20 protein-coding genes are annotated in these 24,430 nt (G+C 62.7%); 9 read left to right on the plus strand and 11 right to left on the minus strand.

Annotated features, from left to right (window positions below; all coding sequences use genetic code 11):
- The first annotated feature begins 15 nt into the window (after window positions 1-15).
- The 3 genes from AC07SI_RS12720 (at window position 16) to AC07SI_RS12730 (ending at window position 2,761) form a co-directional block, all read left to right on the plus strand.
- Window positions 16-1,410, plus strand: coding sequence for an MFS transporter (locus AC07SI_RS12720; RefSeq protein ID WP_065909934.1), 1,395 nt, complete (start codon window positions 16-18; stop codon window positions 1,408-1,410).
- A 9-nt stretch (window positions 1,411-1,419) separates the two neighbouring features.
- On the plus strand, window positions 1,420-1,935 hold the full coding sequence (locus AC07SI_RS12725; protein ID WP_003232445.1) for a single-stranded DNA-binding protein: 516 nt from the start codon (window positions 1,420-1,422) through the stop codon (window positions 1,933-1,935).
- 283 nt (window positions 1,936-2,218) lie between these two features.
- Entirely contained in the window at window positions 2,219-2,761 is a 543-nt protein-coding gene (locus AC07SI_RS12730; protein WP_495005808.1) for a hypothetical protein, read from the plus strand.
- 60 nt (window positions 2,762-2,821) lie between these two features.
- On the opposite strand, the gene AC07SI_RS12735 is transcribed toward AC07SI_RS12730, so the two are convergent.
- The gene (locus AC07SI_RS12735; protein ID WP_495005809.1) at window positions 2,822-3,730 is read right to left on the minus strand and encodes a LysR family transcriptional regulator; all 909 of its coding nucleotides are present in this window, start codon (window positions 3,728-3,730) and stop codon (window positions 2,822-2,824) included.
- 101 nt (window positions 3,731-3,831) lie between these two features.
- Between AC07SI_RS12735 and tam the strand changes: the two genes are divergently transcribed.
- Entirely contained in the window at window positions 3,832-4,590 is a 759-nt protein-coding gene (gene tam, locus AC07SI_RS12740) for a trans-aconitate 2-methyltransferase (RefSeq protein ID WP_495005810.1), read from the plus strand.
- Window positions 4,591-4,611: 21 nt separating this feature from the next.
- On the opposite strand, the gene AC07SI_RS12745 is transcribed toward tam, so the two are convergent.
- Window positions 4,612-5,175, minus strand: coding sequence for a cysteine hydrolase family protein (locus AC07SI_RS12745; protein ID WP_495005811.1), 564 nt, complete (start codon window positions 5,173-5,175; stop codon window positions 4,612-4,614).
- Window positions 5,176-5,271: 96 nt separating this feature from the next.
- On the opposite strand from AC07SI_RS12745, the gene AC07SI_RS12750 reads away from it, so the two are divergent.
- The 3 genes from AC07SI_RS12750 to AC07SI_RS12760 all read left to right on the plus strand — a co-directional run bounded on the left by AC07SI_RS12750 (window position 5,272) and on the right by AC07SI_RS12760 (window position 8,257).
- On the plus strand, window positions 5,272-6,231 hold the full coding sequence (locus AC07SI_RS12750) for a GlxA family transcriptional regulator (RefSeq protein ID WP_495005812.1): 960 nt from the start codon (window positions 5,272-5,274) through the stop codon (window positions 6,229-6,231).
- 171 nt (window positions 6,232-6,402) lie between these two features.
- Window positions 6,403-7,512, plus strand: coding sequence for a DUF3182 family protein (locus tag AC07SI_RS12755; protein ID WP_495005813.1), 1,110 nt, complete (start codon window positions 6,403-6,405; stop codon window positions 7,510-7,512).
- Entirely contained in the window at window positions 7,502-8,257 is a 756-nt protein-coding gene (locus AC07SI_RS12760) for an alpha/beta hydrolase family protein (protein WP_016969461.1), read from the plus strand. The genes AC07SI_RS12755 and AC07SI_RS12760 overlap by 11 nt, the downstream gene beginning before the upstream one ends.
- 106 nt (window positions 8,258-8,363) lie before the next feature.
- Here the strand turns inward: AC07SI_RS12760 and AC07SI_RS12765 are convergent, their stop codons facing one another.
- The 5 genes from AC07SI_RS12765 to AC07SI_RS12785 all read right to left on the minus strand — a co-directional run bounded on the left by AC07SI_RS12765 (window position 8,364) and on the right by AC07SI_RS12785 (window position 13,982).
- Window positions 8,364-9,320, minus strand: a complete 957-nt coding sequence (locus tag AC07SI_RS12765) for a lysylphosphatidylglycerol synthase domain-containing protein (protein WP_065909945.1) — start codon at window positions 9,318-9,320, stop codon at window positions 8,364-8,366.
- Window positions 9,310-10,572, minus strand: coding sequence for a cardiolipin synthase ClsB (gene clsB / locus AC07SI_RS12770; RefSeq protein WP_495005814.1), 1,263 nt, complete (start codon window positions 10,570-10,572; stop codon window positions 9,310-9,312). The genes AC07SI_RS12765 and clsB overlap by 11 nt, the downstream gene beginning before the upstream one ends.
- Window positions 10,569-11,345, minus strand: a complete 777-nt coding sequence (locus AC07SI_RS12775; RefSeq protein ID WP_106802500.1) for an endonuclease/exonuclease/phosphatase family protein — start codon at window positions 11,343-11,345, stop codon at window positions 10,569-10,571. The genes clsB and AC07SI_RS12775 overlap by 4 nt, the downstream gene beginning before the upstream one ends.
- Window positions 11,342-12,268 carry a DUF72 domain-containing protein gene (locus AC07SI_RS12780; RefSeq protein WP_495005815.1) on the minus strand — a complete coding sequence of 309 codons (927 nt, stop codon included), beginning with the start codon at window positions 12,266-12,268 and terminating at the stop codon, window positions 11,342-11,344. The genes AC07SI_RS12775 and AC07SI_RS12780 overlap by 4 nt, the downstream gene beginning before the upstream one ends.
- Before the next feature lie 511 nt (window positions 12,269-12,779).
- Window positions 12,780-13,982, minus strand: coding sequence for an MFS transporter (locus AC07SI_RS12785; RefSeq protein ID WP_106802502.1), 1,203 nt, complete (start codon window positions 13,980-13,982; stop codon window positions 12,780-12,782).
- Window positions 13,983-14,159: 177 nt separating this feature from the next.
- Here AC07SI_RS12785 and AC07SI_RS12790 point away from each other — a divergent pair, with 177 nt between their 5' ends.
- Window positions 14,160-16,265, plus strand: a complete 2,106-nt coding sequence (locus AC07SI_RS12790; protein ID WP_495005816.1) for a mechanosensitive ion channel family protein — start codon at window positions 14,160-14,162, stop codon at window positions 16,263-16,265.
- 115 nt (window positions 16,266-16,380) lie between these two features.
- On the opposite strand, the gene AC07SI_RS12795 is transcribed toward AC07SI_RS12790, so the two are convergent.
- Entirely contained in the window at window positions 16,381-20,628 is a 4,248-nt protein-coding gene (locus AC07SI_RS12795) for an Lhr family helicase (RefSeq protein WP_495005817.1), read from the minus strand.
- Window positions 20,629-20,794: 166 nt separating this feature from the next.
- Between AC07SI_RS12795 and AC07SI_RS12800 the strand changes: the two genes are divergently transcribed.
- Complete coding sequence (locus tag AC07SI_RS12800) at window positions 20,795-21,679, plus strand: sugar nucleotide-binding protein (protein WP_083221509.1); 885 nt, start codon at window positions 20,795-20,797, stop codon at window positions 21,677-21,679.
- Window positions 21,680-21,845: 166 nt separating this feature from the next.
- Here the strand turns inward: AC07SI_RS12800 and AC07SI_RS12805 are convergent, their stop codons facing one another.
- The 3 genes from AC07SI_RS12805 to AC07SI_RS12815 form a co-directional block, all read right to left on the minus strand.
- Window positions 21,846-22,544 (minus strand): OmpW/AlkL family protein, encoded by a 699-nt coding sequence (locus tag AC07SI_RS12805; RefSeq protein WP_106802505.1) that lies wholly within the window; start codon window positions 22,542-22,544, stop codon window positions 21,846-21,848.
- Window positions 22,545-22,639: 95 nt separating this feature from the next.
- On the minus strand, window positions 22,640-23,152 hold the full coding sequence (locus AC07SI_RS12810) for a DUF3299 domain-containing protein (protein WP_106802506.1): 513 nt from the start codon (window positions 23,150-23,152) through the stop codon (window positions 22,640-22,642).
- 11 nt (window positions 23,153-23,163) lie between these two features.
- Complete coding sequence (locus AC07SI_RS12815) at window positions 23,164-24,429, minus strand: ABC transporter permease (protein ID WP_065909957.1); 1,266 nt, start codon at window positions 24,427-24,429, stop codon at window positions 23,164-23,166.
- Window position 24,430 lies beyond the last annotated feature (1 nt).

Here is a 24,430-nt window from a genome sequence, read left to right on the forward strand (position 1 = left end):
ACACGAGGTTTTTCCATGCACGATCCCCACAGCGAACGCATGAGTAGCGGCGAGACCCGAGCAGCAAGCGGTCTGGCCCTGGTGTTCGCCTTCCGTATGCTTGGCATGTTCATGGTGTTGCCGGTGCTGGCGACCTATGGGATGGACCTCGCAGGCGCGACCCCCGCATTGATCGGCCTGGCGATTGGCGCCTATGGGCTGACCCAGGCAATTTTCCAGATTCCTTTCGGGATCATTTCCGACCGCATCGGCCGTCGTCCGGTGATTTACCTGGGGCTGATCGTGTTCGCCCTCGGCAGTGTGCTCGCGGCCCAGTCCGATTCGATCTGGGGCGTGATCGCCGGACGAATCCTGCAAGGCGCCGGGGCAATTTCCGCCGCTGTCATGGCGCTGTTGTCGGACCTGACCCGCGAGCAACACCGCACCAAGGCCATGGCCATGATCGGCATGACCATCGGTCTGTCCTTCGCCGTGGCGATGGTGGTCGGCCCCTTGCTCACGCGTGCCTTCGGTTTGCACGGGCTGTTCCTGGCCACTGGCGGCATGGCGTTGTTCGGTATCGTGATCGTGGCCTTTATGGTGCCGCGCTCCACCGGCACCCTGCAGCACCGTGAATCGGGTGTCGCGCGCAAGGCGTTGTTACCGACGCTCAAGCACCCGGACCTGTTGCGCCTGGATTTAGGTATCTTCGTATTGCACGCGATGCTGATGTGCAGCTTCGTCGCCTTGCCTCTCGCACTGGTGGAAAAAGCCGGTCTGCCCAAGGAGCAGCACTGGTGGGTCTACCTGACAGCGCTGCTGGTTTCGTTCTTCGCCATGATCCCGTTCATCATCTACGGCGAGAAGAAACGCAAAATGAAACGAGTTTTGCTCGGCGCCGTCACGACGCTGATGCTCACTGAGCTATTCTTCTGGCAGTTCGGCGACAGCCTGCGGGCGCTGGTAATCGGCACGGTGGTGTTCTTCACCGCGTTCAACCTGCTGGAGGCTTCGCTGCCGTCGCTGATCAGTAAAGTTTCACCGGCCGGGGGCAAGGGCACTGCGATGGGGGTGTATTCCACCAGCCAGTTCCTGGGTTCCGCACTGGGCGGCATCATGGGCGGCTGGATGTTCCAGCATGGCGGTTTGTCGGTTGTGTTCCTCGGATGCGCCGGGCTGGCTGCACTTTGGCTGGCCTTTGCTGTTACCATGCGCGAACCTCCCTACGTCACAAGTCTGCGTTTGCCGCTGTCGCCAGAGGCGATCCGTGAAAGCGGTCTGGTAGAGCGCCTGAAGGCCGTCGTAGGGGTAACAGATGCAGTCGTGGTCGCTGAAGAGGCGGCCATTTACATCAAACTGGACACCGAATTATTGGATCGCGCGACGCTCGAGCAACTGGTCAACCCAGTGCCGACAGCGCGCCCAGCCTAGGAGAACGTTATGGCCCGTGGGGTTAACAAAGTCATATTGGTCGGTACATGCGGCCAGGATCCCGAGGTTCGCTACTTGCCTAACGGTAACGCCGTGACCAACCTGAGTCTGGCGACCAGCGAACAGTGGACCGACAAGCAGACCGGCCAGAAGGTCGAGAAAACCGAATGGCACCGCGTATCGATGTTCGGCAAGGTCGCCGAGATCGCCGGTGAGTACCTGCGCAAAGGTTCGCAGGTCTACATCGAAGGCAAGCTGCAGACCCGCGAGTGGGAAAAAGACGGCATCAAGCGTTACACCACCGAAATCGTGGTCGACATGCAAGGTACCATGCAACTGCTGGGCGGCCGTCCACAGGGCGACCAACAGGGCCAGGGCGGCATGTCCAACTCGGCACCGCGTCCACAACAGTCGCGTCCGCAGCCAAGCCAGCAGCCACAGCGTGAGTCGCGTCCAGCGCCACAACAGGCCGCGCCGCAGCCTGCGCCGGATTTCGACAGCTTTGACGATGATATCCCGTTCTGAGGAGCAGCTTTTCAGATCGGAAGTACTAAAAGCGAAGCCATTAATTTGGCTTCGCTTTTTTATTGTTTACAGTTTTTGGCGTAGAGAGAGCTACATTTGTTATTTGTTACCTCTTGAAGTTGTCGACAAATGACTATGCAATCGCCCGGGCTGCCTTGTTCGACCCGACTGCATTTGGCCTACCATTTCGTCTGGATTTAACTAAGGCTGTGTTCGGTGTCGAATTTTTATAGTTTCTTACAACCTATAGTGAGGGATGATTTTGTCTAAACGTAGAGCGAAAGTGATCGAGCAAGATGTCGGATGGGGGGTATTCGGTGCGCGGTCTCTAGATGACATGGTTTGGAAGCTGGCCTGGGAGATACGAAATCTTGAGAGGGAAGAGGCTTCAATTACCGGACCTTTCCAGCGAGATAAAGAAGCCGAGTTCGCTGCGTTCAACTGCTCAATAGCTGCCTGGCATACGCTGGACTGGATTTGGCGCTCCTGCAGTCAGAAAAAGAGGAAGCAAATAAGCTCTACGGGCAGCTTCAAGGACTTTAAGGTCGAAATGGCAGCCGAGTGCAGGAGCCTTTTAATTTGCCAGAATTTGTGCAACTCATCTAAACATGCCTCCCCTGGAGGAAGCATGGTGCTGCGCTGCATCGGTCAATTTATAGTTCATGACGTAAGTTCACGCGATATGAGTTTCTCTCTGATAGTTGAAGTTGAAAAGGAGCGGCTTCCTGCGGTTAGTGTTTTTAGAGAAGCAGGTTTATTTCTTTTTAACAAAATACTTCAGTGGGATTTATTCGAGGTTTTGAACGAGGACGACACCCTTTTTTGAGTGATCTTATTGATTGCACGATGTGCAGGGATTGGGAAGGGCAATACACTGCGTTGTGGGCTAAAACTCCTTAAAAGCAGCCGCGACCACCAATTCCCTAAACCTCTCCAATACCGAAGACGTATCACCCTCCCGGGTAGCCAGGTGCAACGGCGCTACTAGGCTTCGACACCCCGAAAGCTCGCGATAAACAATCCCGTCACCTCGTAACCGTTGCATGGAGGCGGGCACAATCGACACCCCAAGACCCGCAGCCACCAGGCTCAACGTGGCGGTCATGCGCGGGGCTTCCTGGACCACTTGCGGACTGAACCCCGCTTCACGGCAGGCTACCAGGATTGCATCATACAACCCCAGTCCGACACGACGGCGATAGAGCACGAAAGACTCGGTGGCCAGCGCAGACAGGGGCAGGGGGATGTCAAAGTCGATCGCCAACGGATGATCGGTCGGCAGCGCCAGCAACATCGGCTCCACCAGGATCGGCTCGTCCTGCAATGATTGCGTGCCGCTGAGCGGTGAGCGGATAAACGCCGCGTCGAGTTTCTCATGCGCCAGCGCGTCCAGCAGTTCGCCGGTTCCGGCTTCCTCCAGTACGACCGAGACTCCCACGAAAGTTTCCCGAAACAGCCGCAACACACTCGGCACAAACGGGTGCAGGGCCGCTGAGCTGGTAAAGCCGATGGCCAGGCGCCCGCGTTCTCCCCGAGCGGCGCGACGCACGACATCGGCGACACCGTCGACGCGCGCCAGCACCTCGCGTGCTTCATCCAGCAGGGCCAACCCGGCCGGAGTCGGCCGCACGCCGCGTGGCAGGCGTTCCATCAGCACCACGTCCAATTCGGCTTCAAGGCTTTGCAGCAAGCGCGTCAACGGTGGCTGCTGCATGCCCAGGCGTTGCGCCGCGCGGGTGATGTAGCCTTCTTCGGCAATGGCAACGAAGGCTTTGAGTTGGCGAAGCTCCAGCATAGGAATACTTTTGAGGTATGGGAGGTAGCCAATCCTGGCATTTGTTCTCATGGCTCACAAGAATTAGGCTGTAGCCAACCTCAAAAAGAAGGAAAGCCGTGATGACCTGGTCAGCCAAGCAGTACACGATGTTCGAACAGCAGCGCACTCGTCCTGTCCGTGACCTGGTCGCGGCCATTCCGAATACTGAGGTGCGCAATGCCGTTGACCTGGGCTGCGGCCCCGGCAATTCCACCGAAGTACTCGCCGAGCGCTTCCCGCAGGCGCACGTCACGGGCATGGACAGCTCCGATGACATGCTGGTCGATGCCCGCAAACGGCTGCCGGCGTTGAGCTTCGAACTGGCGGATATCGGTGCCTGGCGCCCTGCACAGGCTTTCGATGTGATCTTGGCCAATGCCTCCCTGCAATGGCTGCCGGACCACGCCACGCTCTACCCGCATTTGGTCAACCAACTGACGCCCGGCGGTACGCTGGCCGTGCAGACACCGGACAACCTCGACGAACCTGCCCACCGGCTGGCCCGCGAGGTGGCTGCCGACGGCCCATGGGCGGCCAGGATCGGTACGGTCAAACACAATGAGCGGCACAGCGCGAACTACTATTACGAGTTGCTGAGCAAACACAGCACCGTGGACGTCTGGCGCACCACGTACCTGCATCCACTGGCCGACCATGCGGCTGTGGTGGAGTGGTTCAAGGCCTCGGCATTGCGGCCGTTTCTGGCGCCGTTGACCGACGAAGAAAAGGTCGCCTTCCTACGTGAATATCAGGCACGAATTACCCAGGCTTACCCAGCCCTGGACGATGGCACCGTGTTGCTGCCATTTCCGCGCCTGTTCATCATCGCCACGCGCTGAGGCGCTCCACACGAGTGGCGGTTACGCGGCCGCCGCTTGTGCCTGCAAATACTCCTGTGCCGACACCACGCCGGCATAACCAAACGCCAACGATGCCATGTAGGTGTCATGCACTTGCGCCGCCGGGATCACCTTGCCATTGAATTCCAGGTCCCGCGTGGCGCAGGCGTCATGGATCAGTGTGACCTTGTAGCCCAGGTCCGCCGCCGCTCGCACCACCGCATCAATGCACATATGGCTCATGCTGCCGACCACCACCAACTCCGTGATGCTGCGTTGTTCCAGCAGTGCGCGCAGGTTGGTCTCGCGAAACGCATTGACGAAATGCTTGAGCACCACCGGCTCGCTGCCCTCATTTAGCACCTTGGGGTGCAAATAAGCACCCTCGGAGCCCGGGGTGAAGAAGGGCGCGTCTTCCGAGGTAAATTCATGGCGCACATGAATCACCGCATCGCCCGCCTGGCGAAAGGCCTGGAGCACCTGCGCGGTCTTGTCTGCCGCGGCTTCCACGCCGTCGAGCGGCCACTTGCCCTGGGGGAAGTAGTCGTTCTGGATATCGATTAGGATGAGCGCTTGCTTGGCCATGGGTATTGCCTCGTGATGGGTTGATGGGGCCAGTATGTTAGCTGGCGCCGGCGCACGGGATTGGCTGCACCGACAATAACAGGGGGAAAACTGACAATGGCGGTTGTGGAGCTGGGCGTGTTGATCTACCACGGTGCACAGTTGGCGGCTGTCCACGGCCTGACCGATTTGTTCGGGGTGGCCAACCGGATTGCTGCCGAGCATCAATCCGCGCAACTGCCGTTGCTGCGGGTCAGCCACTGGCAGGTGGATGCCCATGGCACGCCTGCGCGGGTATTCGACACTCACCCCGGCACTGAGCAACCGATGATGGCCCTGCTGGTACCGCCTTCAATCGGTGAGTTCAGCGAAGAACAGGCACCGCCCGCGCTGCTCGAGTGGATTCGCCAGCAACACGCGGTGGGCACTGTGCTCGGCGGTGTGTGCATCGGCTCAATCATGCTGGCGCGCAGCGGCCTGTTGGACGGGCGCAGCGCCACCACCCATTGGTCCTCCGCCAGTGCCTTCGCCACACGGTATCCGGCGGTGCGCCTGGAGGCCGATAAACCTATCGTCGATGACGGCGACCTGATCACCACTGCCGGGCTGATGGCGTGGTCCGAACTGGGCCTGCGCCTGGTCGATCGCCTGATGGGCCCGAGCATCGCCGCCGGTACCGCGCGCTTCCTTGTGATCGAGCACAGTGACAGCGCCAGCCAATGCGGCAGCAACTTTGCGCCGATCCTGGGGCACGGCGACAGCGCGATCCTCAAGGTTCAGCATTGGCTGCAAGCCAGTGGCGCAGTGGACGTGTCGGTGGCGGCGATGGCGCAGGAGGCGGGCCTGGAAGAACGCACCTTCCTGCGGCGGTTTCGCGCCGCCACCGGCTTGAAACCCACCGAATACTGCCAGCACCTGCGCGTCGGCAAGGCGCGGCAGATGCTGGAATTCACCAACGGCACCATCGACCATATCGCCTGGACCGTGGGCTACCAGGACCCCAGTGCATTTCGGGCCATCTTCAAGAAGATCACTGGCCTGGCCCCCAGCGATTATCGCAACCGTTTCGGCGTGTGAATCGTGCAGAACGCCGCAGCATCAAGGCGGCGTCGTGCAGAATCAAACAGGCCAACTGCCATCGCTTTTTCGATAACCGGTTGATTTCACTCGCATCCTCTTTGAAAGCACCTTGGCCTGATCCCTGCAACCTTCCCACTACACACATGGCGGGAAGGCCAAGGGGGACGCATGACCCCGAAGAATCGCAAGAAACTCGTAGTTGCCCACTCCACGCGGGAGGGTGCGCCACAGCATGAGGTGGAAACCAATCGTGCGCTGGCGCGCTGGCTGGCGCAGATCCTCGGGCTGAAGTTCGGCGGCAGCTATGACCCCGACCAGCACGCCGACCGAGCCCTCTACCTGTTGCCCACGCAAACCCTGGTCGGCGCGGCCCAGGCTCGCGCGCTGAACGTCAACGGCCCCGAAGACCTTTGGGGCGGCTATGTGGATCACGACTTCATCTGCACCAAAGCCATCAGCCATGGCGTTTTGGGCCCGGATGCGGTGACCCCACCCGGCTGGTCGCCATTGTTCTGCGAGCGGGTACGCGACGTCGTGCTCGACGGCCTCAGCGTATTTGCCCTGAAGGATGCACGCGAAGCCGCGACACGCTTGCTCTACAGCGGCCCGATCCGTTTGAAACCGGTACATGCCTGCGCCGGGCGTGGCCAGGAAGTGATCCGCAGTCTCGACGCGTTCGATGCGGTGCTGGCGCGACCGAACGCCGCGCAACTGTTTGAGAGCGGCGTGGTGCTGGAGCAGGACTTGCACGACGTCATCACCCACAGCGTGGGCCAGAGCTTTATTGGCGAGCACGTGCTCAGTTATTGCGGCGAGCAGTTCCTGACACAAGACGCACACGGCGAAGAGGTTTACGGTGGTTCCGATTTAATCGTGGTCCCGGGCGACTACGAAAAGCTGCTCGCCCTCGCGCTGCCGGACGACGTGCGCCAGGCCATCGAACAAGCACAGGTTTTCGACGCGGCCGCCGATGAGGCCTACCCTGGCTTCTATGCCTCGCGGCGCAACTACGACATCGCCCAGGGCCTGGACAGTGACGGCCAGCGCCGCAGTGGCGTGCTCGAACAATCCTGGCGCATGGGCGGGGCCAGCAGCGCGGAAGTCGCGGCGTTGCAAAGCTTCATCAACCACCCCGGTCTACGCGCGATCCGGGTGTCCTCGGTGGAAACCTACGTGGAGCAGGCGCTGCCGGCCGATGCCATCGAGGTGTACCGCGGCCCGGCGGAAAACAGCGAGTTTCTTCTCAAGTATGTGACGGTTAAATCTTATGACGGCTAGAAGCGAAAGCATTGCGATCGATATCGACGACGAACAGATGAGCGCCACCTTCCTGAGCCCCAAATCCAAAGTGCCGGGCGTGTTGTTTGTGCACGGCTGGGGCGGTAGCCAGGAGCGCGACCTGGAGCGTGCCAAAGGCATCGCCGGCCTCGGCTGCGTGTGCCTGACCTTCGACCTGCGGGGGCATGCCGGCACCGGTATCCCGTTGTCGCGCGTCACCCGCGAAGACAACCTGCGCGACCTGCTGGCAGCCTATGACCGGCTGCTCTCGCACCCGGCCATCGACACCTCCGCAGTGGCGGTGGTGGGCACCAGCTACGGCGGTTACCTGGCGGCGATTCTGACCTCGTTACGCCCGGTGCGCTGGCTGGCGCTGCGTGTGCCGGCGCTGTATCGCGATCAGGAATGGCTCAAGCCCAAGCGCGATTTGGACAAGGCCGACCTGATGGATTACCGCAGCACGCTGGTCCACGCTGAGACCAATCGCGCGCTGCATGCCTGCGCGCAATTTACCGGGGATGTGTTGATCGTCGAATCGGAAACCGACGACCATGTGCCCCATGCGACCATCATGAGCTACCGCGCGGCCTGCCAGCAGACGCACTCGCTGACTCACCGCATCATCGATGGCGCGGATCACTCCCTTAGCGATCCAGTGTCCCAGCAGGCCTACACCTCGATCCTGGTGGACTGGATTACCGAGATGGTGGTGGGCGAGCGGTTGAGCATTATCCAGTCTCAATAGGGGGGCTTTGGATCGCTATTGGCGGCAAGCCGACACCTGCAGGAGAACGCATCGCAATGTAGGCGCTGGCTTGCCATCGATAGCGATGCACCCGGCAACATCTTTCTCAAGCCGGTGTTTTCTTCACCCGCAACGCCTTGGCCTTCGCCTCGACACCGACGTACATCACCAGCGCGATCAGCAGCGGCAGAATAAAGTAGATCGCGCGGTAGGCAATCAGCCCGGCAAGCAAACTGCCGCGCGAGGCTTCATGTTGCAGCAGGGCAATAAACACCGCCTCCAGCACGCCCAGCCCGGCGGGGATATGCGTGATCACGCCGGCAATCGCGCTGATCAGTAACACGCCGAGCACGAGCGGATAATCCAGTTTCGCCGGCAGCAAGGTGAAAATCACCGCCGCCATCAACGACCAGTTCAACGCCCCCAGCGCCAATTGCAGGCATGCCATGCGCAGCGACGGCAGGTTGATCTCGATCCCGCGAATCGACCAGGCGCGCTTTTTCGAAAACTGGCAGGCCGCCAGATACCCCAGGCTGGCCAGGACCAGCAACACACCAATGCCCTGCAAGGCACCGCTGCTGACTTTCCACCCTGGCGGCATCGTCACCAAACCGCTGCTGAACACCACCCCGGCCAAGGCCATATAGCCAAACCAATTGGTGGCCAGGCTCAGGCCGAGGATCTTGGCGATGTTGCCAGTGCTCACCCCCAGCCGCGAATACAGCCGATAGCGCATCGCGATGCCGCCGACCCAGGCGCTCAGGTTGAGGTTGAACGCATAGCTGATGATGCCCACTGGCAGGATCTGTTTCCAGCGCAGGGGCTGACGGATGTAGGTGCGGCCGATCAGGTCGAAGCAGGCGTAGACGACAAAGCTGCACGCTGTCAGCCCCCCCGCGATGATCAGCGTGCGCACCTTGAAATTGCCGAGGGTCTCGAACACCTCGCTCCAGTCGATGCGCCGGGCGAGCAGTGTGAACAGCACGATCAACAACAGGAAGAACGCGACAGTCAGCGGTTTCTTCCAGCGCGCGAACCGAGAACCGCTGGCTTCAGACGTCATGGGGCGAACGCTCGAAAGGTTTCAGGCGGGGCTTGTGCGCCGGCAACCAGCCCGTCAGCGCGGGGAAGTGGCGCATCACATGGAACACCAGGAAACCCACGGTCAGCCGCCACAGCCACAGGCGCGGCTTGCGGTTCTCCGGCATGGTCCGGCAATGCGTGTCAGCGAGTACTTCCAGGCGCTCGTAGAGCTGCTGGTTGAAGGCGCGGTCACGAATCAGCACATTGGCTTCCAGGTTCAACGACAGGCTCAGCGGGTCGAGGTTGCTCGAACCGACGGTGCTCCATTCGTCATCCACCAGCGCGACCTTGCCGTGCAGCGGCCGCTGGCAATACTCGTGAATCACCACACCGTCCTTGAGCAGGTAGTCGTAGAGCATGCGCGCAGCCAGCTTGGCCAGCAGCACGTCAGGCTGGCCCTGCATGATCAGCTGCACGTGCACGCCACGGCGCGCGGCGTTACGAATCTCGCGCAGCAGGCGGTAGCCGGGGAAGAAATACGCGTTGGCGATCACCACGCGTTTCTGCGCCTTGCTCAGGGCGTGGATATACGCCTCTTCGATGTCGTCGCGATGCTGGACGTTGTCGCGATAGATCAGGCGCACCAGGCCTTTGCCTTTCTCGGTGGCCCACAGCGAAGGGCGTTGCTGGCGCCGGCGCCAACCGCGGCGTGTGCGGACCTGTCGACCGCTTTGCGCGAGGGCGAAATGATGCAGGTCGGCCACCGCCGGGCCCGTCACCTGCACCGCGTAATCCTGCTTGGCCTCGGGGCCGAAATCGCCCAGATGGTCGGCGGAAAAATTGATCCCGCCGATAAACGCCACGGCCGCGTCCACCACCACAATCTTGCGGTGCAGGCGGCGAAACCAGTTGGTGCGGATGCCCAGTGTCTTGGACGCCGGGTCAAACATCTGCACCGTCACTCCTGCCTCCGCCAGCTCACCGAGAAACCCCGGGCTCAGCTCGCCGCAGCCAAAACCATCCAGGCTTACGACCACCTTGACCCCGCGTTGCGCCGCCTCGATGAGGATGCCCTGCAGCTCGTGGCCGATCTTGTCTTCGAAGAGGATAAAGGTCTCCAGCAGGATCTCCCGATGCGCTTCACGCATCGCTTCGAAGACCCGGGGGAAATACGCCTCGCCGTTCTCCAGCAACTCGACCCGGTTGTCGCTCTGCCAGCCGTAATCCAGGTCGCGGGCCTTGGCTTCATCCGGCGGCTGATCGGTAGCGATGTGTTCCACGGCAACGTTCATAGCTCAATCTCCACCGACAGGGGCGCGTGGTCTGACAAATGTGACCAGGGGCGGGCAGTGAGCACTCGCGGGTTATGCACCTTCACGTTGCGCACATAAATGCGGTCCAGCGGCAGCAATGGCAGGCGCGCCGGGAAGGTGCGTGCGGGTTTGCCGTGGGTCTCGATGAACACTTCCTTCAGGCCGCTCTGGCTGAGGTCGGCACGCTGGCGCCAGTCGTTGAAATCGCCGGCAACCACCAACGGTGCATCGGCCGGAATCTCGCGGATGCGCTGCTCCAGCAAGCGCAATTGCTGCTGGCGATGCACCTCGCGCAGGCCCAGGTGAATGCAGATTGCGTGTACCTCTTGGCCGGTGCCCGGCAGGCGCAGCACGCAATGCAACAGGCCACGGTTTTCATGCCCGCTTTGTGAAATGTCGAGGTTGTCGTAGCGCACGATCTGGAATTTCGACAGCAGCGCATTGCCGTGGTCGCCATGCGGGTAGACCGCGTTGCGCCCGTAGGCGAACTGCGGCCAGATGCTGTCGGCGAGGAACTCGTACTGCGGCATGTTCGGCCAGTCGCTATAGCGCTGGGGATGGCGCTCGTGGGTGCCATGGATTTCCTGCAGGAACACCATATCGGCGCCGATACTGCGCACCGCTTCACGCAACTCGGGCAGGATGAAACGTCGATTCAGCGCAGTGAAGCCCTTGTGAATATTCACCGTCAACACGGTAAAACGCGTTATCGCGGTGGTGGGGGCGATGGGTACCCATTCCGGCTGTGTCATGGCAACACCCCGGGTTCCGGCAACTTGCCAGGTTCGGTGAGGAGATGCTTATCCAGCCCGAAACGCCCGAGCAATTGACGGGCATCGAAGGGCGCCCGCACCTTGATGTCGTTGTCGAAAAAACAGAAGACCTCGCGCTGCTTGCGCGCGGCGGGCTTGCGCTGCGGGTCGACCAGGTGCGCATCCGCCGGCTGCTTGCCGTGTGCCCAGCGCTCGATGCGATTACCCCAGCGCTCGAGGGCTTCATCGGTGTAGCCGCTGGCGTACAGCTGCTTGTCGCCATGCAAACGCAGGTAGAGGAAATTGGCGGTGACGTCTTCGAGGTACGGCCACTTGCCGGCGGTGTCCGCCACCACCAGGGCCACGCCGTGCCGAGCCAGCATCTGCACAAACTCAGGCACCGCAAAACTCTTGTGCCGGATCTCCACCGCATGACGCAGGGCGCGCTTGCCATGAGCCTGCAGGCTCGCCTTGCCGTTCAGGCGTGGCTCATGCTGGCGGGCGATGGTCGCGGCTTGCAGCGTGTCAGTGGGCAAATCGGCGAGGAAGGCTTCGAACAGTGGTGGGTCGAAGGTGAAGCTGGGCGGAAATTGCCAAAGGATGGGGCCAAGTTTTTCCTGCAGCTCCAGTACCCCGGAGGCGAAGAAATTCGCCATTGGCTTGTGCACCTCCCGCAGGCGCAGGATATGCGTGATATAGCGCGGAGCCTTGACGCTGAACATGAAGTCTTCAGGGGTGTCGGCGTACCACTCGGCGTAGCGCTTGGGGGTTTGCAGCGCGTAGAACGAGCCATTGATTTCAATGCTGTTGACGGCACGTGACGCAAACTGCAACTCGCGTTTCTGGGTCAGCCCCTCGGGGTAGAAATCCCCGCGCCAGGGCGTGTAGCGCCAGCCGGAAATGCCGATATGAATCGCCGCCATGGTGACTCCCGTGAATGGTGGGTCGAGTGACCTCCGTTCTGGAATGACTGCGCTATTTGCGCGAAAGTTTCCACGGTCCTACAGACGGCACCGGCTAAAACTGTGGGAGCGGGCTTGCTCGCGAAGGCAATCTGTCAGCAATCAATTCATCGACTGACCCACCGCCATCGCCGGCAAGCCAGCTCCCACATGGGGTTGAGGCGTGGCCGGATCAGTGCCCGGAAAAACTGTGGGATTGAAGGTGTTACCGGATCAGCGCCCGGTAAAAAACTGTGGGAGCGGGCTTGCTCGCGAAGGCAATCTGTCAGCAATAAATTCATCGACTGCCCCACCGCCATCGCAGGCAAGCCAGCTCCCACATGGGATTGAGTCGTGGCCGGATCAGTGCCCGGTAAAAAACTGTGGGAGCGGGCTTGCTCGCGAAGGCAATCTGTCAGCAATCAATTCATCGACTGACACCCCGCCATCGCCGGCAAGCCAGCTCCTACATGGGATTGAAGGTGCTACCGGATCAGTGCCCGACCACACTGCGTGTCGAACTCTCGGGATACACCGGGCCAAGGCGGTCCAGCCGGCCACTCCACGCGGTCAGCGCCAGGGCCACCAGCACCACCAGCCCGCCAATCCACGCCGTGTGGATCAGGCCCATATGGGCCACGATCAAACCACCCGCCCAGGCACCGCCGGCGATTCCCAGGTTGAACGCGGCGATATTCAGCCCCGACGCCACGTCCACCGCATTCGGCGTGTGATGTTCGGCCTGGCGCACCACATACACCTGCAGGCCGGGCACGTTGCCGAAGGCGACCGCGCCCCACACCAGCACGGTGGCGAGGGCCAGCCAAGGATTGCTGGCGGTCATCGTCAGGACAAACAGCACGGCCGCGAGCAGCGCAAAGATGATTTTCAACGCGCTGATCGGGCCGCGTTTATCCGCCAGTTTGCCGCCCCAGATGTTCCCGGCCGCGACCGAGATGCCATACACCAGCAGCACCAGGCTGACCGTGCCGGCGCTGAAGCCGGAGATGTCCTGAAGGATCGGCGCCAGGAAGGTAAACGCGATGAACGAGCCGCCGTAGCCGACGGCTGTCATCGCGTACACCAGCAGCAAACGCGGTTGCTTGAGCACTTGCAGTTGTTGCAGCAGCGACGCGGGTTTGCTGTGGGCGATGTGCTTGGGCACGTAGATCAGGCTGCCGATAAACGCGATCACACCCAGGGCCGACACGGCGAGGAAGGTTTCGCGCCAGCCGAAGTGCTGGCCGATAAAGGTGCCCAGCGGCACACCCGTGACCAGGGCGACGGTGAGGCCGGTAAACATGATGGCAATCGCGCTGGCGGCCTTTTCCTTGGGCACCAGGCTGGTGGCGATGGTCGAGCCGATCGAGAAAAACACCCCGTGGGCCAGGCCGGTAACGATCCGCGCCAGCACCAGCGATTCATAACTCGGCGCCTGCCAGGCCAGCAAGTTGCCAAGGGTGAACAGCACCATCAGCGACAGCAGCAGGAATTTGCGCGGCACCTTGCCGGTGAGCGCGGTCAGCACCGGCGCGCCGATGGCCACGCCGAGGGCGTAGAGGCTGACCAACAGGCCGGCGGACGGCAGGTCGACACCCAGGTCGGCGCCGATAGTGGGTAACAGGCCAACGATGACGAACTCGGTCGTCCCGATGGCGAAGGCGCTGAGGGTCAGCGCGAGCAAGGCAATGGGCATGGCTGCAACTCCGGTGGGTTTCATTCAGGAGCGCAGTGTCTGGTTTTGGCCTGTGCGGAAAAAGCCAGGGATCGGCATTTGATATTTGCCTGCAGGTCAAAGATCTCGAAACAGGGGAACGATCAGGGTTCAAACCCGTCAGTTCCTTACACACCCTGTTGATGGAGGCCCGGTGTTTTGCTGAATCTCAAGACTGCATTACTGCTCGGCGCGCTGCTGTTTTGTGGCAGCGGCGCGCTGCAAGCCGCGGCCACCGCGCCTGAACCCGAAGCGCCGGCCAAGCCGGAATTGCTCGTCGAAGGCGGCCTGCTCGGTGCCATCAGCTCCAGCATCGATGACGTGCAGGAGAAGCTCGACCTCAATCAAAACCTGATCGATGAATGGCGTTTGCGTGCCGACCGCGCCGCGGATGAAGTCGGCCGGCTGGTCGATCAGACGGCCGAGCGCTCGCCGTGGAGCGTCGCCGGGGATTTCCTGTTGCTGTCGGGTGTGTGGATAGGCGCCTTCGCGGTGTTGACGTTGCTCGCGCGCTTCAGCGTACGGCGCCTGAGCCAGCGCACGTTCATTCAGCAGCGCAAGCGATTGCAGGCGGTGCTCGGGTATGTGCTGCCCTACACGATCCCCGCGCTGATCTGCCTGCCGCTGACCCTCTACGTCAGCCATTTTTTACCCACCTCTATCGGCCGCGCGCTGGCGCTGTGTTTTGCCTACGCCACCAGCAGCGGCATCTTCTCTACCTCGATGCTGCTGTGCGTCATCGTGATGTTCAACGTAGGGCACAAGCGCCCGGCGGTGCAGATCATTCGCGATTACTGCCCCAAGCCGCTGTTCCTGATCGGCTTCCTCGCCGCCCTCAGTGATGCGCTGACCAGCCCGCAGATCGCCCGCCAACTCGGTGGCAATATCACCAGCAGCATCGCGGTGTTTACCGGCCTGTTTGCCGCGGTGATCTTCGGCGTGCTGGTGGTGCGCCTGCGCCGTCCGGTGGCGCACCTGATCCGCAACCGACCCTTGGCCCAGCGCCTGAAACACCCGGCGCTGCAACAGTCGCTGCGGGTGTTTTCGGGGCTGTGGTACTGGCCGATCCTGTTGATGGTGCTGGTCTCGGCAATCAACCTGATCGGCGCCGGCGACGACAACCAGAAGGCCCTGCGTTGCGCGCTGTTCACCACCATCCTGTTGATCGGCACGGTGTTCCTCAGCACTGTGCTGCAACACCTGTTCAAGTCGCGCAGCCAGGTGGCGATCCAGCGCAGCAGTGCCTACAAGGAGCGCTTCCTCAGCCTGCTGCACGCGATCCTGCGCATCGCCATGGCGATCGCCTTTATCGAAATCCTCGGGCGTATCTGGGGTGTCTCGCTGTTCGAATTCGCCCAGCGCAATTCGGTGGGCCGCGCCATCAGCGACTCGCTCAGCAGCATCGGCCTGATCCTGCTGGTGACGTGGCTGTTCTGGGTGGTGCTCGACACGGCGATCCAGGAAGCGCTGAAGCCACCGGTGAACAAACGCTCCAGCCGTCAGCCCAGCACGCGGGTCAAGACCATCCTGCCGCTGCTGCGCAATGCGGTGAAAATCATCCTGGTGGTGATCTGCGCGATCACCACCATGGCCAACCTGGGCATCAACGTCGCGCCGCTGCTGGCGGGTGCCGGTGTGGTCGGCCTGGCGATTGGTTTCGGCTCCCAGCAATTGGTGCAGGACGTGATCACCGGCCTGTTCATCATCATCGAAGACACACTGTCCATCGGCGACTGGGTGGTGCTCGACTCCGGCCATGCGGGCACCGTCGAAGGCCTGACCATCCGCACCCTGCGCCTGCGCGACGGCAAGGGCTTCGTGCACTCGGTGCCGTTCGGGCAGATCAAGGCGGTCACCAACCAGTCACGCCAGTTTGCCTATGCGTTCTTCTCGGTGCAGTTCACCTACGACACCGATGTGGACAAGGCCGTGGAGCTGATCCGCGAAGCCGGGCAGTCGATCCGCGACGACGTGTTCCTCAAGTACAACCTGCAAGGGCCGCTGGAGGTGTTTGGCGTCGACAAGATGGACCTCAACGGTGTGGTCCTCACCGCGCAGTTCCGCACCGTGTCCGGTGGGCAATATGCAGTCAGTCGCGCGTTCAACCAGCGCCTGAAAAAGCTTGTGGATAACTGTGATGAGGTGCACTTCGCGCAGACTTATCCACAGCAGGTGCTGCTGCCCAAGCGCACGCCGCAGGTAGATGAGCCGGATGAAGCGGTGCCGGCGTCGGTGGTGGTGACGGAGCAGCCGCGTACCCAGTGATTGATGCGCCCGGGCTGGCCTCATCGCGGGTAAGCCCGGCTCCACATTGTCGACCGTGTGAACCCGTACAAATGTGGGCACTGGCTTGCCTGCGATGGCGTCAGATCAGGCATCCCTAATGCCTGATCAACTTCTCCTGCACCGCCTGCGGGTCCACTTCCAGCAACACCTGCTGCTTGCCCGCGACCATCACCGCCGCCGGCAACCCATCGCGGTACACAATCCGATTGCCGCTCACCGCCGGCACTTTGCTGCCGGGCAACAATGTGCCCACCAGGTTCAGCGGATCGGCCCCGCACACGGCAATCAGACTCCCATCATGCGGGCGCCGTCGCACCTCACGCAGCAGCGGGATCGCTTCCGGCAACGCAAACTGTTCCCCCGCCAAGCCACTGACAAACCGCCCGCCGCGAATCTCACCGCGCGCTTCCAGCCGATGGAACGTGCGCAGCAATTCGCGCCAGCTCGGTAACCAGTCCGCCTCTCGCTCCAGCAGCCGCCAGAACACCACGCCGTAGCGGCGCAGCAAGGTCATCGCCACATGCTCCAAGGTCTCTGCCGAGTGCGCGCCGGCGGCGGTCGCGGGGCGCCGGATCAGCGCCCAGCGCCCGGCATCGTCCATGCCGCCGACAAACGCCCCACGCCCGCGCCGGCTGCTGCGCGCCTGGCGTTTGCTCGCCGGCGTGGTCAACGCCCGCAGCCCGGCAAAACTGTCGGCATTCACCAGGCCGGCACCGACCAGTTCCTGCAAGGCGCTTTCCAGCTCGCTGCGCAGCAGATGGGCTTCGTGCACCAGCTCATCAAAAAACAGCGCGCCATGTTCGCGCAGGGCCAGGTGGACTTTCTGCGCCTTGGGCGACAGCGTCGTGCTGTCGGTGAGTTCGGTCAGCCCGCTCCACAGCGGCACCTGGCTGCGCGGCAACAGCACCACCGGCGTGCTGCGCAGGGCGATGGCGCTGGCCTTGTTGCTCAAGCGCGTCCACACCAGCTTGCCGCTGCGGCACAACTCATCGAGCCAGGTGGAGGAATAATCCTTGAGCCGCGCGCTGAGCAAATCAGTGTCCCAGGCGGACGTGGCAGCGGCGTAGCCTTCGAACTGCCCGACGATCTGCGCCAACATCGCGCTGCCCTGGCCTCGGGTGCTCTCGGACAAGTGCTGCCAATCGAACAGGAAACGCATGAAGTCCTGCAGCGCCACCGGCTCGATTTCCCGGCGCAGGCGCTTGACCGTGTAGCGATGAATGCGCGCCAGCAGGTGGCGTTCGCACCATTGCTCTGCGTCGGCGCCAGGGCTGAAACGCCCACGCAGCACGTAGCCTTCCTGCTCCAGGCGGGCCAACGCCTGCGTGACATCAGCCACCGGCAAGGCCAGGGGCGCGGCGATCTCGATCAAGGTCAGCGGACCGAAGCCGCCAAGGCGTGCGCGCAGCACTTCCACCAGCGCTTCGTCGTAGGTCCAGGGCTCATCGAAGCCGGGGAGCAGCGGCAAGCCGTTGGGATAAATCGCCTGCAAACAGCTCAGGCGCTCGACCGCCACCCACAGGCCGTTGTGCAATGCAGAGGCGCGCCCACCCTTGGCCAAGGCGTGCAGCCACTCGGCCCATTGCGGCGTGACTTCGTGAGCGGCGATGCAGGCCAGGCTCATTAACGCCTCATGCATTTCATCCAGGCTATGGGGCGCAGGCCAGGCTTCTTCGCGGACCCCGGCGATGGCATCCGCATCCAGTGCGCCAAGGTCGTCGGTGCTCTGCGGGTCGCTCCAGCGCCGGTTGAGCACGGCCTGGGTGCGGCGTTCTTCCAGCGGGGCATCGTCGAGAAAAGTGTAGGGGCGCGCGCTGAGGATTTCCGCGGCCATCGGCGAGGGCGCCGGCAGGTCACGGCTGATCAAGCGCACGTCGCCGCCCTCCATGCGCCGCAGCAGGGCCAGCCAACCGTCGCTGTCCATGGCTTCGTGCAGGCAGTCATCGAGGGTTTGTTCCACCAGCGGATGCGCGGGCACTTCGCGTTCGCCGGCAAGGTTTTCCAGGCAGGCGATCTGGTCGGGGAACACGCTGGCGATCAGGTCTTCGCTCTTCATGCGCTGGATTTGCGGCGCGACCTTGCGCCCGCCGGTATAACGCGGCAGCGCCAGGGCCACGCCGGCATTCCAGCGCCAGCGCACGCCGAACAGCGGCGCGTCCAGCACCGCCTGGATCAGCAGGTGTTCGGCGCTGTGGCTGTTGAGATAGCGCCACACTTCGTCCAGCTCGAAACTGTGGCTGGTGGACAGCGACAGCACGATGGCATTTTCGCTGGCCGCCGCCTGCAGCTCGAAGTTGAACGTACGGCAAAAACGCTTGCGCAGGGCCAGGCCCCAGGCGCGGTTGATGCGGCTGCCGAACGGCGTGTGGATGATCAGTTGGGTGCCACCGGACTCGTCGAAAAACCGTTCCATGATCAACGTGTCCTGGGACGGCAACGCGCTGAGGGCCAGGCGCGCACGGGCCAGGTAGTCGAGGATCTGTTCGGCGCTGGCGCGGTTCAGGCCGAGGGTGTCGGTGAGCCAGTCCTGCGCCGGTTGCAGGTCACCGGGGCTGGCGCTGAGCAGCGAGTCCAACTGCCCCTGCAAACGTGCCACGGCCGCCGACAATTCATGGCTGCGCCCCGGTGCCTCGCCGAGCCAGAACGGAATGGTCGGTGGCTGGCCGTGGGCATCCTCGACGCGCACCTTGCCGGCCTCGACCCGCAAAATCCTGTAGGACGTATTACCGAGCTGGAAGATATCCCCGGCGATACTTTCCACCGCGAAGTCTTCGTTGACGCTGCCGATGTTCAGGCTTTGCGGCTCCAGCAACACGCTGTAGTCGGCATTGTCCGGAATGGTGCCGCCGCTGGTCACGGCAGTCAGCCGGGCGCCCCGGCGGCCGCGCAGGGTATGGGTCACGGCGTCGCGGTGCAGGTAGGCGCTGCGGATGCCCTGGCGACCGTTGTAGCCGTCGGCGAGCATCTGCAGCAGCGCCTGGTAGTGGCCCTGATCCAGTTCTGCATATGGCGCGGCGCGGCGGATCAGCGCCAGCAGCGCCGCTTCCGACCACTCCTGGGCGCTGACCTCGGCGATGATCTGCTGGGCCAGCACGTCCAGCGGCGCCACGGGAATGTGCAACGTGTCGAGTTCACCCCGGCGTACGCAGTCGAGCAGCGCGGCGCATTCGATCAGGTCATCACGGGTGGTGGCGAACAGACGGCCCTTGGGCGTGCCGCCAACCTGGTGGCCGGAGCGCCCGACCCGTTGCAGAAAGCCGTTGATGGATCCTGGCGAGCCGATCTGACACACCAGGTCGACGTCACCGATATCAATCCCCAGCTCCAGCGAGGCGGTGGCGATCAGCACTTGCAGCGCGCCGGCCTTGAGCCGTTGCTCGGCGTCCAGGCGCAGTTCCTTGGCCAGGCTGCCGTGGTGGGCGGCGACAGCGTTCTTGCCCAGGCGCTCGCTCAAGTGCCGGGCCAGGCGCTCGGCCAGGCGCCGGGTGTTGACGAAAATCAGCGTGGTGCGGTGTTCGCGGGCCAGCGCAGCGAGGCGATCGTAGACCAGCTCCCAGACATCATTGGCCATCACTGCCGACAGCGGCACCGGCGGCACTTCGATATCCAGGTCGCGGGGGCGGGCATGGCCGATGTCGACGATGTCGCACGAGCGGCCCGTGCCGACCAGAAAGCGCGACACGGCCTCGATAGGTTTCTGCGTGGCTGACAGGCCGATGCGGGTCAGCGGTTCGCCGCATAAACCCTGCAGGCGCTCCAGGCTCAAGGCCAGGTGGCTACCGCGCTTGCCGGCGGCGATCGCGTGGATTTCATCGACGATCACCGTGCGCGTGCTGGCCAGCATTTGCCGGCCGGAGTCCGAGCCCAGCAGGACGTAGAGCGATTCCGGGGTGGTCACCAGGATATGCGGCGGGCGCTTGCGCATCAGCGTCCGGTCTTTTTGCGGGGTGTCGCCGGTGCGTACGGCGGTGCGGATCACCAGCGGCGGCAAGTCCATGGCCTGCAGGTGCTCGGTGATTCCGGCCAGCGGGGTTTGCAGGTTGATCTGGATATCGTTGGACAGCGCCTTGAGCGGCGACACGTACACCACCAGCGTTTCGTCCGGCAGCTGCCCGCCGTGGGCCAGGCCCTGATGGACGAGGTCGTCCAGCACCGCCAGGAACGCGGTCAGCGTCTTGCCCGAGCCGGTAGGTGCGGCGATCAGGGTCGAGCGGCGTTGACGGATCAGCGGCCATGCCTGGGCCTGCGCGCTGGTCACCGAGGGGAAGGTGCTGCGGAACCAGGTGCTGACGGCGGGGTGGAAGCCGTCCAATACCGTGTCCGTTGATTCGGGAAGGTTCATGACTCTTATATGCAACCCATGAGGTCAAGTTGCAACCCCCGCACTTTATCCGTGACGGTTGCGCTACAAACCCGCAAAATGCAACGATTCTGGAATACACCTACGGCTGGCTCACGGGCCTGCCGACAATAACCATCGTTCCAAACAGACCGGGCCTGCTCAATCTATGCGAATGCGCCTTATGTTACTGGGCGGCGGGAATGCCCTCGGGCAGGCGCTGATTCGCCTCGGTGCAGAGGAAGACATTGGTTTCCTCGCACCCAAACCGCCCACCGACGGCTGGGATGCCGCAAGCCTCACCCAATTGCTCGACGACACCCGTCCCGATGCGTTGATCAACCTCGCCTACTATTTCGACTGGTTCCAGGCCGAGGCTGTCAGCGAAACCCGCCTGGCTGCCCAGGAGTTCGCCATCGAACGCCTGGCCGAACTGTGCCAGCACCACAACATCACCTTGCTGCAACCGTCCAGCTACCGCGTGTTCGATGGCTCCCGCGCCACCGCCTACAGCGAAAAAGACGAGCCGGTGCCCTTGGGCCTGCGCGGCCAGGCATTGTGGCGTATCGAGCAGAGTGTGCGCGCCACGTGCCCGCAGCATGTGCTGCTGCGCTTTGGCTGGCTGCTGGATGACAGCATCGACGGCACCCTCGGGCGCTTCCTCGCGCGGGCCGAGAAGCCGGATGAATTGCTGATGGCAGATGACCGTCGCGGCAACCCGACGCCGGTGGACGACGCCGCGCGGGTGATCATCTCGGTGCTCAAGCAACTCGATTGTGCCGCGCCGCTGTGGGGCACTTACCACTACGCCGGGCATGAGGCGACCACACCGCTGGCGCTGGGCCAGGCGATCCTGACCGAGGCGCGCAACTTCCACCCGCTGGCTATCGAAGCACCCACCGCCCAGGCCCATGCGGCCCGGCCGGATGCCGGCGACGAACCGCAGCACGCGGTGCTGGCCTGCAAGAAAATCCTCCACACCTTCGGCATCAAGCCACGGGCGTGGCGGGCGGGGTTGCCAGCGTTGCTGGATCGGTTCTACCGGCACGGCTGACCCAATCCCAAAACCAACGTGGGAGCGGGCGGGTGTGGGAGCCGGGCTTGCCCGCGATAAAATCGCCTCGGTCTGTCAGTTGCACCGAGGCGATGCTATCGCAGGCAAGCCAGCTCCTGCACCCGCCCGTTCCCACATAGGTTATGCAGCGTGAGTGGAACCTGAGTTAGAACTTGTAGCCGATGCCCACCATGTACACCATCGGGTCCACATCAACGTTTACCTTGGCGCGAGTGCCAGGTGCCACGGCGTTGTTTTCCACGGTCGCCTTGGTGCTGATGTCGATGTAGCGCGCCTGGGCGTTGATCATCCACTTGTCGTTGATCATGTAGTCCGCGCCGATCTGCGCCGCCCAGCCCCAGGAGTTCTCGGCCTTGAAGTTGCTGAAGCCTTCGCCCTGTGCGCGGCTGCCGACGTGTTCGTCGTAGATCCAGGTGTAGTTGATACCGGCGCCCACATACGGTTGGAACGCAGACTTGTTGTCCAGCGGGTAGTACACGACGCTCAGGGTCGGCGGCAGGTGTTTGAGGGTGCCGAGCTTGCCGTTGGCCGGGCTCAGGGCGGTGCCTTTGATCTTCACGTCGTGCTCGAACGGGGTGGCCGCCAGCAGCTCGATGCCCACGTGGTTGGTCAGCATGTAGGCAAAGTTCAAGCCCAGCTGGGTGTCGCTGCTCATGGTCGCCTTGCCGCCCAGGTTGGTGCCCGCCAATGGACCCTGGTCAACCTTCACGTGACCGCTGTCGGCTTTCGGGTTCACGGTGATTGCACCGGCGCGCACCAGAATATCGCCCGCTTCGTGAGCGTGGACGACCGGGGCGGCGAGGGCGAGCGCGAAGAGGGACGCGCCGAGCAGAGACTTGTTCATGGGAGCTCCAAAAGGACGTTTAAAAGTTGTACGTCCAATGGTAAAGATCGTTCCGCTCGATCTTTTGACTCAGCTCAATGAAAGGTCGATCAGCGCTATTGCGGCAGTTCGTAGATGTAAATCTTCTCGGCGTCCATCTGGTAGCCGGCGTCGGCCAGCTCGCTGGTGGACGGTTTGACCTGCATCGCGCCTTCGATCCAGTACGGCTGGTACAGTTCATCGAGCTTCACGCCGACTTCGCTTTTCACATGCACGATCTGGTTCGACGGCGGCGGCGGCACATGGATGCACGCGCCGAAATACGGCACCAGCAAGAACTCGGTGGTGCGGCCCGCTTCGCTGACTTCCAGCGGCACGATATACCCCGGCAGACGAATATGCTGGCCATCGAGGCCCTGTACCACCGGCGCGTGGGGCATTTCCTGCTTGGCCGCTGGCGCCGACTCCAGCGCGTCGGCCATCCCGGACAAGTTGTGCAGCGGCTGCATGTTCGGTATTTCCGGTTCGGCATCCGGCGGGATCAGCTCCGACCAGGTCAGCTCTTTAGGCTCAGCGGCCCAGGCCGGCAGGGCCATCAGCAGAAACAGTGCAAACAGGACGCGACGCATCAAAGCCTTCCTCATAAACGTATGGACAGGCCATCGGCCAGGGATTGTCGATAGGCGCGCCACGCGGGCACGCTGCCCATCAACAGCGCTGCGCCGAGGATACCGGCCAGCAGCGTCCATTCATATTCGCTCGGCCACGACATCGGCAGGTCCAGGCCGTAATTGGCCTGCAGATACCCGCGCGACGCGGCGATGCACACGTACAGCAGGCCGACCCCCGCGATCACGCCGGACAAGGCCAGTGCAAAGGCTTCGAAGATCAGCAAGGTCGCGATATGCCAGGGCCGTGCGCCCACCGAACGCAGGATCGCCATTTCGCGGCGGCGTTCGTTGAGGCTGGTGAGGATCGCCGTGAGCATGCCGATCAGCCCGGTCAGCACCACGAACAGCGAGATCACGAACAAGGCTTTTTCGGCGGTGCCCATCATGCTCCACAGCTCCTGCAGCGCCACGCCCGGCAGGATCGCCAACATCGGCTCGCCACGGAACTCGTTGATCTCGCGTTGCAGCGCGAAGGTGGAAATCTTGTTGTTCAGACCGAGCATGAACGCGGTGATGGCCTGCGGGGTGAGGTCCATGTTGCGCGCCTGGTCGGCGCTGATGCGGCCTTTGCCCTGGGCGGGCACGCCGTTGTGCCAGTCGATGTGGATCGCTTCCATGCCGCCCAGGCTGATATGCAGCGTGCGGTCCACCGGTGTGCCGGTGCGCTTGAGGATGCCGACCACGGTGAACGGCTTGTCATCGTGTTTCACCAGGCTGACCACTGCCACGCCGTGGGCCAGTACCAGCTTGTCGCCGAGCTTGTAATGCAGCGCATCGGCGACTTCGGCGCCGAGCACCACCTCGAACGGGTCAGTGGCGAAGGCGCGGCCGCTGGCCAGTTCAAGGTTCTGCTTGCGGCCGTACTGGTAGTGCTCGAAGTAGGATTCGTTGGTGCCCATTACGCGGTAGCCGCGGTGGGAGTCGCCCAGGGAAATCGGGATGGCCCATTTCACCTGGGGGCTGGCGGCGAAGTGCTCGTAGCTGTCCCAGCGGATGTTGTTGGTGGCGTTGCCGATGCGAAACACCGAGTAGAGCAGCAGGTTGACCGAGCCGGAGCGCGCGCCGACGATCAGGTCGGTGCCGCTGATGGTGCTGGCAAAGCTGTTGCGCGCCTCAACGCGCACGCGTTCCACCGCCAGCAGCAGGCACACCGACAAGGCGATGGCGAAGGCGGTGAGGATCGCGGTAAAGCGGCGGTTCGCCAGGCTGGCCATGGCTAGACGGAACAAATACATC

This window comes from Pseudomonas sp. GW821-FHT05D12, from assembly GCF_059419825.1.